The organism is Streptomyces sp. NBC_00322 (assembly GCF_036147535.1).
Lineage (GTDB): Bacteria > Actinomycetota > Actinomycetes > Streptomycetales > Streptomycetaceae > Streptomyces.
In genome coordinates this window covers 7,084,643-7,096,283 of the sequence record NZ_CP108019.1, presented here as the reverse complement: position 1 = coordinate 7,096,283, position 11,641 = coordinate 7,084,643, and the positions used below count along the sequence as shown (strand labels likewise).

General features: G+C 70.4%; 9 protein-coding genes. 5 read left to right on the top strand and 4 right to left on the bottom strand.

Annotated elements, in window-relative coordinates:
- Positions 1-83 precede the first annotated feature (83 nt).
- From OG905_RS32380 to OG905_RS32370, 3 genes are read right to left on the bottom strand one after another with little or no spacing between them, the layout of a single operon-like run.
- Positions 84-677 carry a TetR/AcrR family transcriptional regulator gene (locus OG905_RS32380; RefSeq protein ID WP_324987416.1) on the bottom strand — a complete coding sequence of 198 codons (594 nt, stop codon included), beginning with the start codon at positions 675-677 and terminating at the stop codon, positions 84-86.
- A gap of 51 nt (positions 678-728) precedes the next feature.
- Positions 729-2,381: an AMP-binding protein gene (locus OG905_RS32375; protein WP_328679699.1), complete on the bottom strand. Its 1,653-nt coding sequence runs from the start codon at positions 2,379-2,381 to the stop codon at positions 729-731.
- Complete coding sequence (locus tag OG905_RS32370; RefSeq protein WP_328679697.1) at positions 2,378-3,142, bottom strand: SDR family oxidoreductase; 765 nt, start codon at positions 3,140-3,142, stop codon at positions 2,378-2,380. The genes OG905_RS32375 and OG905_RS32370 overlap by 4 nt, the downstream gene beginning before the upstream one ends.
- 183 nt (positions 3,143-3,325) lie before the next feature.
- Between OG905_RS32370 and OG905_RS32365 the strand changes: the two genes are divergently transcribed.
- The 3 genes from OG905_RS32365 (at position 3,326) to OG905_RS32355 (ending at position 6,398) form a co-directional block, all read left to right on the top strand.
- Positions 3,326-4,564: an exo-beta-N-acetylmuramidase NamZ family protein gene (locus OG905_RS32365; RefSeq protein ID WP_328679695.1), complete on the top strand. Its 1,239-nt coding sequence runs from the start codon at positions 3,326-3,328 to the stop codon at positions 4,562-4,564.
- Positions 4,565-4,601: 37 nt separating this feature from the next.
- Positions 4,602-4,976 carry an erythromycin esterase family protein gene (locus tag OG905_RS32360; protein ID WP_328682726.1) on the top strand — a complete coding sequence of 125 codons (375 nt, stop codon included), beginning with the start codon at positions 4,602-4,604 and terminating at the stop codon, positions 4,974-4,976.
- A gap of 117 nt (positions 4,977-5,093) precedes the next feature.
- On the top strand, positions 5,094-6,398 hold the full coding sequence (locus OG905_RS32355; RefSeq protein ID WP_443044021.1) for a serine-threonine protein kinase: 1,305 nt from the start codon (positions 5,094-5,096) through the stop codon (positions 6,396-6,398).
- A gap of 170 nt (positions 6,399-6,568) precedes the next feature.
- Here OG905_RS32355 and OG905_RS32350 read toward each other — a convergent pair whose 3' ends face one another.
- Positions 6,569-9,367, bottom strand: coding sequence for a penicillin acylase family protein (locus tag OG905_RS32350; protein ID WP_328679693.1), 2,799 nt, complete (start codon positions 9,365-9,367; stop codon positions 6,569-6,571).
- A 270-nt stretch (positions 9,368-9,637) separates the two neighbouring features.
- On the opposite strand from OG905_RS32350, the gene OG905_RS32345 reads away from it, so the two are divergent.
- Complete coding sequence (locus tag OG905_RS32345) at positions 9,638-10,249, top strand: hypothetical protein (RefSeq protein WP_328679691.1); 612 nt, start codon at positions 9,638-9,640, stop codon at positions 10,247-10,249.
- Positions 10,250-10,550: 301 nt separating this feature from the next.
- The gene (locus OG905_RS32340; protein WP_328679689.1) at positions 10,551-11,627 is read left to right on the top strand and encodes an RNA ligase (ATP); all 1,077 of its coding nucleotides are present in this window, start codon (positions 10,551-10,553) and stop codon (positions 11,625-11,627) included.
- Positions 11,628-11,641: the final 14 nt, after the last annotated feature.

The following is an 11,641-nucleotide window of genomic DNA, read 5'->3' as shown; positions in this document are numbered from 1 at the left end:
TCCTCAAACGCCGGACGGGCTGAACAATCAGCCCCTCCGGCGATTGAGGCGCAGGGGGTCCGCGGGCAGCGCCCCCGGCTAAATCACGGGCGCAGCGCGCGCAGCAAGAGGTCTGCCAGGTGGTCCGCCACCTGCTGGGGGGTCAGGGGGCCGTCCGGGCGGTACCACGTCGACAGGTGGTGAACCGAGCCGAAGTGGTAGTCCACCACCAGGTCCGCGGGCGTGGCCGAGGAGAAGACCCCGCTCTGCTGGCCCTCTTCGACCAGCGCCCGGAACCGCTCGTGGTAGCGGCGGCGCTCGGCCCGCACCTGCTTGTGCTTCTCCGGGCTCAGATGGTGCATGGAGCGGAAGAAGATCGCCGCGTCGTCGAGGTTGTCGATGGTCGTCACCACGACGTCCGCCGCCGCGCCGCGCAGCCGCGTCTGAACCGGCTCGTCCGCGTCGGCGAAGGCGTCGAGGCGTTCCTGCTGGAGCCGCAGCACCCGGGCGTAGACCTCCTGGAGCAGGTCTTCCTTGGAGCCGAAGTAGTGGTAGAGCGCTCCCTTGGTGACGCCGGCCGCCTCGACGATCTCCTGGACGGAGGTACGGTCGTAGCCGCGTTCGGCGAAGAGCCGGGTGGCGGCGGCCAGCAGCCTCTGCGGGACGGGGGTGCCGTCCCCGTCCGTCGTCCTGGCCATTGCCGCCACCCGCCTTTCACTTCGTTCACTCGGATTGCTCGGTGTCTTGAATTACCCGGGGAAACGCAGTTCCCGCCTGAGGATCTTCCCACTTGTCGTCTTCGGGAGCTCCGGCAGGATCTCCACCTCGCGCGGGTACTTGTACGCGGCCAGGCGCTCCGCACAGTACGCGGAGATTTCGGCCGGTTCCACGCTCGCCCCGGGGCGCAGACTGATGTAGGCCTTGACGGTCTCTCCGCGGTAGTCGTCGGGTACGCCGACGACGGCCGCCTCGCGAACCGCCGGGTGCGTGTAGAGGACGTCCTCCACCTCGCGCGGCCAGACCTTGAAGCCCGAGGCGTTGATCATGTCCTTCTTGCGGTCGACGATGTAGAGCCAGCCGTCGGTGTCCATGAAGCCGATGTCGCCGGTGCGCAGTTCACCGTCCGGGAACGCCTCGGCCGTGGCGTCGGGCAGCCGCCAGTAGCCAGGCACGACCTGGGGGCCGCTCACCGCTATCTCGCCCTGCTCGCCGAGGGGGACGTCCTGGCCCTTCTCGTCGACGATCCGCACGATCGTGTCGGGTCCGGGTACGCCGACGGAGAGGGTGCCGGACGCCGGGTCGATGGGGGCCTGTTTCTCGGGCGGTACGGAGGCGCAGGGGGCGGTGCACTCGGTGAGGCCGTAGCCGTTGCTGAGGTAGGGGCCGAAGCCCGTACGGAACTTCTCGACCAGCGCGGGAGGCACCGGTGCGCCGCCGGAGGAGATCACCCGGAAGGATGCGAAGTGCTCGCGGGTGGCGGCGGGATGCGCGGCCAGCGCCATGAAGGCCGTGGAGGGGCCGACGGTGTACGCGGGCCGGTGCTCGGCGAACGCGTCGAGGACGACGCCCGCCTCGAAGCGGTAGGCGAGGGCGAGGGTGCCCGCGTTGGCGATACAGGCGGCGAGCTCGCAGACCATGCCGGTGATGTGGAACAGCGGCGCGAGCGCGAAGTAGCAGGAGCCCTCGGGCACGGGGTGGCCGGTGCGCTGCCGTTCGGCGTTGTGGACGATGCCGCCGTGGAGGTTCATGGCGCCCTTGGGGGTGCCGCTGGTGCCGGAGGTGTAGCTGATCAACGCCACGTCGGCGGGGGTGAGTTCGCGGCCTTCCGGCGCGCTCAGCCCCTGCCGGGCCACGGCCAGCAGGTCGTGGGTGTCCACCGGGGCCGGCTGCCGCTCGAAGCCCAGGACGCGTTCGTCGTCGCGGCTCTGCAGGTCCAGCTCGCAGGCCGTGAGGGCGAGGCGTACGGGCGAGTCGGCGGCGCTGTCGCGCAGATACGACTCCCAGGCGCGGTCCGAGCAGATCAGCACGGTGACGTCGGCGTCGCTCAGGACATGCGCGACCTCGGCCGACTTGTACATCGGGTTGAGCGGGACGACGGTCGCCCCGGCCTTCCAGGCGCCGAGAAGTGCGATCACGAAGTGCGGGGTGTTCTGCAGCATGATCGCCACGCGGTCGCCGCGCCCGACTCCGCGGGAGCCGAGATGGCCGGCGACGGAGTCGGAGAGCTCGTCGGTCTCGCGGTAGCTCAGCCGCCCGTCGAAGTAGGCGAGTGCGGTGTGCTCGGGGGCCCGGGCCACGGCGGCGCGGAAGGAGTGCACGACGCTCGCGGGCGGGGTGATCGTGGCCCGCTGGGCCTCGGTGAGCTGGGCGAGCCATGGCCTGGCCGCGTAGACGGATGTCACCTCTGCGCTCCTTCCCACTTCTGCTGGATGTGGTTCATGCCGGCCAGCCAGCGCTCGGGCGTCGCGGCGCGTGCCTGGTAGAAGTCGGCGACCTCGGGGTGCGGCAGGATCAGGAAGCGGTCGGCCTCGATGCCCTCGAACAGCGCGTCGGCGACGTCCTCGGGCTCGATCGCGGTGGGGGCGAGGACAAGTTGGCCCGCCGATCCGGCCGCGGTGAGCATGTCCGTACGCACTCCCTGAGGGCAGATGGCGTGCACCTTCAGGCCCCGGTGGGCGTAGGTGAGCTGGAGCCACTCGGCGAAGGCGTACGCGCCGTGCTTGGAGACGCTGTACGGGGCCGCGCCCACCATGGTGAGCAGGCCGGCGGCGGAGACGGTGGAGACGAAGCGGCCGCTGCCGCGCTCCAGCCAGTCGGGCAGCAGGGCGCGGGCCGCGCGGACGTGCGCCATCACATTGACGTCCCAGGCGGCGGCCCACACCTGCTCGTCGGCGAAGACGTCGCCGGGGGAGGCGAGTCCGGCGTTGGCGCAGTAGACGTCGACGGTGCCGTCCAGTGCGTCGCGGGCCTCTGCCACGATCTCGGAGGCGTCGCCCGGCACGGCGGTCGCGCCGATCTCGTCGGCCACCGCCTTGGTCCGGGCCGGGTCGATGTCGTCGACGACGACACGGGCGCCCTCCGCCGCGAACCGGCGGGCCAGGGCGGCTCCGATGCCGCCGCCCGCGCCCGTAACCACAACCCCAGCGCCCTGTACCGCACTCATCAAGCTCCGCCTCTCCGCGTACCGTCCCGTCCGAGCAGACTAACCAGTCGGTATGTCGCGAGGGAAGGGGGCGTGCGGCCACGGGCACAGGGGGCCGAACCGCGCTGTCGCAATCGTTCCGTACGCCCGCCGTGCACGCTAGCGTGCGTGGCCATGACAGACAGCGACCACGGAGGTAACCCGATGAGCCTGTCCAGACGGGGTCTGCTGGCCGCCGGTGGCGCGGTGGGCGCGCTGGCCGCGGCCTCTTCGCCCGCCGCCGCACACGCGGTCGCCCGCCGGGTCCGCACCGGCTTCGAGCGGCTGGCAGCCGACGGCTACGCGCCCCTGGCCGGACAGCGGGTCGGTGTCGTCACCAACCCGACCGGGATCACCCGGGACGTACAGCACATCGTGGATGTGATGCACGCCGACGACCGGGTGAACCTTCTCGCCGTCTTCGGCCCCGAGCACGGCTTCCGCGGCACCGCCCAGGCCGGCGGCTCAGAGGGCCGCTACGACGACCCGGCGACCGGGCTGCCCGTCTACGACACGTACACCAAGAGCGGGCAGGCCCTCGCCGACATCTTCACCGCGTCCGGCGTGGAGACGATCGTCTTCGACATCCAGGATGTCGGCGCGCGCTTCTACACCTACATCTGGACCCTCTACGACTGCATGGAGGCGGCCGCGCTCGCGGGCAAGCGCTTCGTGGTCCTGGACCGGCCCAATCCGGTGACGGGCCGGGCCGCGCTGGGGCCCGTCCTGGACAAGGCCTTCGCGACCTTCGTGGGCCGCGAGCCCATCGCGCAGGCGCACGGGATGACGGTCACCGAGCTGGCGCTGCTGTTCAACGGCGAGTTCCTGACCCGTCCGGTGGAGCTGGAGACGGTGCGGATGACCGGCTGGCGGCGCTCGGACTTCTTCGACGAGACGGGTCTGCCCTGGGTCCCGCCGAGCCCGAACATGCCGACGCCGGACACCGCGCTGGTCTACTCGGGCACCTGCCTGTTCGAGGGCACCAATCTGTCGGAGGGCCGCGGCACGACACGTCCTTTCGAGCTGCTGGGCGCCGAAGGCATCAACCAGGCCTGGGCAGCAGCCGCAAATGGGCTCGCGCTGCCCGGTGTCCGCTTCCGCGAGGCGTACTTCGCGCCGACGTTCTCCAAGTTCCAGGGCAAGACGGTCGGCGGGGTTCAGCTGCATGTCCACGACCGCACGTCGTACGACCCCGTGCGCACGGGGATCGGCCTGCTGGTGACGGCGAAGCGGGTGTGGAGCGGCTTCGCCTGGCGGCCCGACAACTGGATCGACAAGCTGACGGGATCGGCGAGGGTGCGGACGATGATCGACGCGGGGGCGGGGGCCGACGAGGTGGTGGCGGCGTGGCAGGGCGAGCTGGCCGCCTTCAGGGCCGTACGGAGGACGTACCTGCGGTACTGAGGCAAGCCCTACCCAGTACAAGGGGGTTGACTGGTTGGTGGGGCCCCGTGCCGGACTGGAGCGGCAGCGGCTGGGGGCCGACCGCGACGACTCTGTCAGCGCCGGATTCACCTTCGGACAGGGGGCGTTCAACGCGCTCGATCTGACGGATCCCGCCGAGCCGATCCGCGCCTTCAGGGTCGGACCGCCGGAGCCCGGCGGCAACGAGGAGACCCTGGAGCGGGTGTCGCGCGGCGACTACTACCTCGACATGCGTACGGCACCACCGGTCGCGCGGGATTGGCTGAATGTGGTACGCCAGACCCGGACCATCGGTAACGCCTGGCCGGTCGACACCGAGCCGGTACGGCTGGGCTCGACGTACGACGTACTGATCCATCTCCACCGGGTGCGCGCGGCCGACCGTCTCTGACCGACCGCCTGTGACCGACTGGGACCAGGCGCGATCGAGCGCGGTCGTAGGTATGGCCGTTCCTCCCTTCACGCAGGATGCTGGGGCATCGGCGGACAAAAACGGGGAGGGCCGGTCATGCCGGAAATGAGCGTGGAGCCGTACCGGGAAGTCACCTTCGACAAGGACGGCGATGTGGACGCCGCGCAGCGCGACTGTCTGGCTGAAATGGACGTCACCGATCTGGTGATGTTCGCGCACGGGTGGAACAACTCGCCGTCCGTCGCCCACCGGCTGTACTCGGCCTTCTTCGCGCCCTTCCCGGGGCTGACGGGCGACGGGGTACGGCTCGGATACGTGGGCGTCGTGTGGCCGTCCATGAAGTTCACGGACGAGCCGATTCCGGACTTCCGGCCATCCGCCACGGCTCACCCACTGGACGCCGCACTGGACGAGGCGACGCAGGACGCCCTGGTCGAGCTGTTTCCCGGGCACGACGGGACGGTGCGACGGCTCGCTCAACTGCTCCGCGAGCAGCCCGAGTCGGAGGCGGCCTTCGCGGACTTCGGCTCACTGGCACGGCAGCTGGCCGAGGCACCGGTCGGCGGAGTCGGAGGTAGCTGTTTCACAGACGATCTGCCCCGCGACGAACAGGGCCCGCCCGCCGTCCTGTTCGAGGATTCCCTGACGATGTGCCGGAGGTTCGCGCTCGCGCTGGAGGAGAGCGTGGAGGTGACGGAGAAGGAGCCCGCCGTCGAGTCCTTCGCCATCGGCGGTGGGCTCAAGAAGGTGTGGAAGGGCGCGAAGGAACTGCTGCGGCAGACGACGTACTACGCGATGAAGCGGCGCGCCGGGAGGGTCGGCGAGCTGGGTCTCGGCCCGCTGCTGGGCCGGCTCGCCCGGTCGTCCCCCGCCGTGCGGGTGCATCTGGTGGGGCACAGCCAGGGGGCGCGGCTGGTTTCCTTCGCGCTGCGCGGGCTGCCCCACGGCGTGAACAACGTGAAGTCGCTGACGCTCCTCCAGGGAGCCTTCTCGCACTATGCGTTCGCGCAGAGCCTGCCGCACGCGGCACACAGCGGCGGCGCCCTGCGCAGCATGGAGCAGCGGGTCGACGGGCCTGTGGTGGCCTGCTATTCGCGGCACGACAGCGCGCTCGGTGTGATCTATCCGCTGGCCTCCAGCCTGGCCGGGGAAGAGGCCGACGTGGTCGGGCTCGACAAGCGGTGGTGGGCGATGGGGCACGACGGCATCCAGGCCGTGCAGCCGCTCGTCAGGCTGACGCTGGAGGAGGCGCTGCGGCAGGGGATCCCCGGCTCGGGCTGCGTCAGCGTGGACACGGCTTCGGTGGTGCGGCGCGGCGGGCCTCCTGCCGGTGCGCACAGCGACATCTGCCACGAGGAGCTGGCGCGGGTGGTACTCGCCGCGGGTCGCATCGGACGCTGAGCATTCTCAGCGTCCGTGCGGCCCGCGGCTGTTGCGCTTAGGTCCTGTCCGGCCGATCTTGCCGGGCTCGCGTGCCCTGGCACGGCACTCCCCCGTAGCCCTTCGGGCACGGGAGGTACCCCCATCGCCAGACCCCGCTCCCTGATCAGGCCTGATCGACCGGACAGGACCTATCGATGCGACGGGAACTCCACGACCTGCTGATAGGTCGGCCGGTTCTGCCAGCTGATCGCCGGGTGGGTGATGCCGCCCAGCGCCCGGTGGATGATCGCGTCCGTGCACCACTGTTCCCCGGCCTTGCAGCTGCCGTCGCCGGGATAGACCTCGGTCGCGGGCTTCGCCGTGGCCTGCTTCAGCGTGGCGAGGAGCGCGTCACGGCAGGCGGCGAGATTCCCGCCGCCGCAGTATGTCGTGGCCAGCGGGCCCTGCACCGGCCGGCCCAGCACCTGGCGCAGATCCTTGTCGGCGAAGGCCCACCAGCCGTACTGGAAGGAGGAGCCGCTGTGCGCGCCGGTCGCGCCGTGGGCCGCCGCCGGTGACTCGTCCGTCGGCAGGCTCCCGGTCAGCGCGGTGTACAGGTCGGCGCCGAGGCCCGGTTTGAACTCTGCCTCGATCAGCAGCGGCCACCAGGCGTCCATGATGCGGACGGCGTCGGCATGGGTGTAGGTGTGCGAACCGGGCGCGGTCTCCCTGCGCTGTGAGCCCGCGGCTCGCCATGCCTCCAACTGCTGTATCGCGGCGTTCAGTTGGGGATCGGTCACGGGTCCCGAGCGCAGCACCGCGAGCAGCTCGGGCAGCAGCTGCTCCCCGCGCAGGTCGGTGACCGCGGCCTCAGCCATCGCCCGGGTGAGCGAGGCGCGGGTCACCCCGCCGTCCGCGGCGAGTCTGGCCACCCGGTCGTCCAGCAGATCGCCGCGGTGCACGGCGCCGAAGCCGAAGACCGCGGTGGCGTACCCCTTGGCCTGCCGGTTGTTCCAGGAGATGTAGTAGTCCTGGCCGACGGACTGCGGATGCTGGGCGAAGGGCGTGTAGGCGGCGGTGTTGGCGGCCGGGTCGTAGCCCTGCCACTCGTACTGCCGCTCCGCCGCGACGGGCAGCGCCGGGTCGACGTCGGCGGCGCGCACCGGGTTCATGCCGCTGTTGTAGTACGCGGCGGTGCGGGAGTCGGCGTAGAACCAGTTGAAGGCGTAGTCGATGTTGTGGACGGCCTGCTGGAAGGACGCGGCGTCCGTGACGAACGAGGGGTCGTTGAGCATCTGGAAGCCGATGATCGAGTCGGCCTCGTGACGGTAGGTGGTGCGCAGCGAGGTGTACGCGACGCGCTTGCCGCCCACCGTGGCGCGGTGGGTGACGATGCCGTACTGGGTACGGAAGACCTGCATCCGGTAGGAGCCCGCGGCGGTGGAGTCGGCGACGGACGGCTTCCAGGCGTTGGTCTTCTCCAGCTTCTCCATGGGGGTGCAGGCGCCCCGGAAGAGGTAGTGGGTGTCGTCCTGGCAGAGCTCGACGGCATACGTGTCGGTGATGTCCTGGGCGGCGGAGGTGGCGGACCAGGCGTAGTCCTTGCCGCGGCCCATCTGGACGTACATGCCGACGCCCGCGAAGGAGACACCGCGCGCGGAGATGCCGGGGCCCTGGAGCTCCTGGAGCATCATCAGCTGTGGCGCGAAATAGCCGGTTTGCGGACCGAATACGGCGATGGGGTGGCCGCTCGCGGTGGCCCTGCCGGAGACGAGGAGCGCGTTGGACATACCGCGCCTGCCGCCGAGTGAGCCGGGTTCGATCACTCCGTCGTCGTACATGCCCTGTGCGGGCTTCAGCGCCGCGGGCGCCCGCAGCGGGGATTTGACTCCCGTGCCCGCGGAGCCGGTTCTGTCGTGGACGAGCTGCTCGGGGACGACCGAACCGGCGTCGGGCAGTGCCGTGCCGCGCGGGTTCGCCGGCTTTTGGGCGTACGGGAAGCTGCTGCCGTCGTGGACGGTGAGCACGGCTTCGGGATCTTCGCGCTGCCGGAAGGACTCCCAGACCCTGGTGCCTTCCACCAGGCCGTACTTCTTCTGGGCGGCGAGCAGGGAGAGCGCGGCCTGCACCTCACCGCCGCCTCCGCCGCCGAACTGGCCGCCGACCACTGAGGCGATGGAGATCAGATCGGTAAGCCTGAAGGGCTGGATCTCCCCGACGTTGGTGATCGAGTCGATGTGGCCGGTGAGGACGTATTCACCGGGGAAGTAGCGCCCGTTCTTGGACTGCACGCGATAGGCGTTGATGCCGTCGACATAGGCCTGGGCATCGGCCATGGCCTGCTCGCCGCGGGCGCCCTCGGTTGCCCGGATCCGGTCGATCTGAGCCTGGTAGTCGGCCTCGGTGTAGGGGGCAGATGGCCAGAACTGCTGCTCCAGGCCCTGGTTGGCGAGCGCACCGCCGGCGAACGGGGTAAGTTCGCCGCGGCCGATGTGCCGGAAGAGGTCCATCATCCACAGGCGGTCCTGGCCCGCGGCGAATCCGGCGCCGAACTCGGTTCCGTAGCGGGTGGTGCCCTTGATGTGGGGGACGCCGGTCTTCTTGTCGCGGGTGATGGTGACGTCGGGGCGGGGGGTGGCGACGGATTCGGCCTGGCCGTCGGGCACGCCGAAGGAGGAGTCGTTGAAGAAGTCGTTGAGTTTGGCGTCGGTGAGTCCGCCGTAGCCGCCCACCAGGGAGTCGTAGCGGCCGAGTTGGTCGGAGCTGTGGGCGGGGCGGGTGCCGAAGACCTTGTGGACCAGGATGTCGGCGAGGGTGGCGTTGCCGTTCTGCCCGGGAGGCAGGATGTCGGCGCACTGGCCCTGGCAGAGATCGCCGTCGGCTGCGGTTGCGGTGGGGGCTGCGGTGGCGACGGCCGCGGCCTGTGGCAGGGGGGCCAACAGACCGGCGGCGAGCGCGAACACCGCGGCGGCGGTGGCAGTTGCGAGTCTTCCGGTGCGTCGTCGCATGGGTGCTCCTCGGGGAGGCCGATGCGCCGGAGGTTACTGGCGGTAAGAGGCGCGAGTAAGGTGAACATGCGTCACCTTTTCCCCATCGCCAAGCGGAGTGGGGCAGTTGACCACGGCATCAGGGCCGCCCGCCCGGGCGATCCCGACGAACCGGCGTGATCACCACCACCGGACAGTGATGACACCCATCGAATTTTCGATGGAGCCGGATCGGGTACTCGTACGTCCATTCCACAACGCCGAAGTACCAGCGACGGAGGTGGCAGTGCGATGGCAGGTTTCCGCAGTCTTGCGAGACAGGTGCGCGACGCGCGGTGTGATCTGGCGCTACGACGCTATTCGCTGCGCAAGTGCCTGGAGCGATTTGCCCCTTACGGGCACCGGGCAACCTGGGCTCATCTGTGCGCCAGGCACAGCATCGAGCCCGAGGACCGGGCCCCCGATCCGGCGCGGCTGGTGGCCGCGCTCGACGAGTTGGAACATGCGCGGGCCGTCTGGCTCGCGTACGAGGAGAGTTTCGCTGACCGCCGCAAGCGCGAGAAGCACGACGGACTACGACGGCCGGCGTCGATCGACGACTGGCACCGGCGAACCTGGGGCGGGAACGGGGTCGCCCGCTGCGACAGCCCGGCCGCCCATCCGTCGGCACCGCTCGACGAGGTCCTGCGGCGGCTGATATCCGCGCTGGAGACCGAACCCGGAAAGGGCTGCCCGGTGTGCGGGGGGACGCACATCGTGTGGCGGCAGGATCTGGGGAACGAGCCCTGGTTCGGTCCGGTTTGCACGGGCTGCGGGATTGTCGTGCCGCAGCCTGTACTGACGTCCGAGGCGGTGGCGGCGGCGAAGCGGGCGGGGCGCAGGGAGCTGGCGTCGGTGGCCTGAACGGTTGGGCAGGGCCCTGCGGGGCCGTTTTCCCCACCCCGCCCTCTCCCTACGGCCTGGCGGCCGTGGGAGGTACCCCCATCCCGTAACTGGGGGCAAGCCCCCAGACCCCCGTATGCGACCTTCGGCCGCATGTCCTCAAACGCCGGACGGGCTGAAATGTGCGGCCCCGCCGGCGTTTGAGGCGACGCGGGGTCCGGGGCGGAGCCCCGGTTACGGAGAGGGCGGTCGATATTCAGTGGCCGACCGCCGGTCACCGCCCGCACAGTGGACGCGGAAATCCGTAATCGAGGAGACGCCGATGTCCACGCTGCGTGTCACCGCAGAGCTGCTGACCGTCCACGAGCACCCGAACGCCGACGCGCTCGAACTGGCCCAGGTGGGCCTGTACCGCGCTGTCGTTGCCAAGGGCGCGTACCGCAGTGGTGACGCCGCCGTCTACATCCCGGAACAGTCCGTGCTCCCCGCCGAGTTGATCGAGGAGCTCGGGCTGACCGGACGGCTGGCCGGCGGAGAGTCCAACCGGGTCAAGGCGGTGCGGCTGCGCGGCGAGCTGTCGCAGGGCATCGTGTGCCGGCCGCAGGCCCTCGTGGACATCGATCTGGCGCAGGCGGCCGCCGACGGCACTGACTTCGCGGAGCTGCTCTCGATCACCAAGTGGTCGCCGCCCATCCCGCCCACGATGAGCGGCGATGTGGAACGGGCTCCCGATCTGCTGCCCTGGGTCGACATCGAGAACATCCAGCGCTATCCGGAGATCTTCGAGCCCGGCGAGCCGGTGGTGATCACCGAGAAGCTGCACGGCTCGGCCTGCCTGCTGACGTACAGCGTGACTGACGACGGGAAGGGGCGTGTCCAGGTCTCGTCGAAGGGCTTCGGCGCCAAGGGCCTTGCCCTCACGGAGGATCCGCGCAATCTGTACTGGCGTGCGATGCTCGGCCATGACGTCCCGGCGGTCGCGGCGCGCCTTGCCGAGAAGCTGGGGGCGAGCCGGGTCGGGATCTTCGGCGAGGTGTACGGCGCCGGGGTGCAGGACCTCGCCTATGGGGCCAACGCCCGCTCCGAGGCGCTCGGTTACGCCGTCTTCGACGTGTCGGCCGAGATCGACGGCCAGGTCCGCTGGCTGGAGACGGCCGGGCTGCTTGAGGGTGAACTGCCGCTGGTGCCACGACTGTTCGAGGGTCCGTACCACATCGACACGGTGCTGGAACTGGCGAGCGGCCGGGAGACCGTGTCCGGGCGCGAGCTGCATCTGCGCGAAGGCGTCGTGATCCGTCCCGCTGCCGAGCGCTACAGCCCGGTGGTGGGCGGCCGGGCGATCGCCAAGGCGGTCAGCCCGGCGTATCTGACGCGCAAGGGCGGCACGGAGTACGAGTAGTCCCGCGCGGCTGG

What these genes read in the sequence shown, in the direction of transcription:
- OG905_RS32380 (WP_324987416.1), bottom strand. Translation starts at nt 677, where the DNA reads ATGGCCAGGACGACGGACGGGGACGGCACCCCCGTCCCGCAGAGGCTG.
- OG905_RS32340 (WP_328679689.1), top strand. Translation starts at nt 10,551, where the DNA reads ATGTCCACGCTGCGTGTCACCGCAGAGCTGCTGACCGTCCACGAGCAC.
- OG905_RS32350 (WP_328679693.1), bottom strand. Translation starts at nt 9,367, where the DNA reads ATGCGACGACGCACCGGAAGACTCGCAACTGCCACCGCCGCCGCGGTG.
- OG905_RS32355 (WP_443044021.1), top strand. Translation starts at nt 5,094, where the DNA reads ATGCCGGAAATGAGCGTGGAGCCGTACCGGGAAGTCACCTTCGACAAG.
- OG905_RS32370 (WP_328679697.1), bottom strand. Translation starts at nt 3,142, where the DNA reads ATGAGTGCGGTACAGGGCGCTGGGGTTGTGGTTACGGGCGCGGGCGGC.
- OG905_RS32345 (WP_328679691.1), top strand. Translation starts at nt 9,638, where the DNA reads ATGGCAGGTTTCCGCAGTCTTGCGAGACAGGTGCGCGACGCGCGGTGT.
- OG905_RS32365 (WP_328679695.1), top strand. Translation starts at nt 3,326, where the DNA reads ATGAGCCTGTCCAGACGGGGTCTGCTGGCCGCCGGTGGCGCGGTGGGC.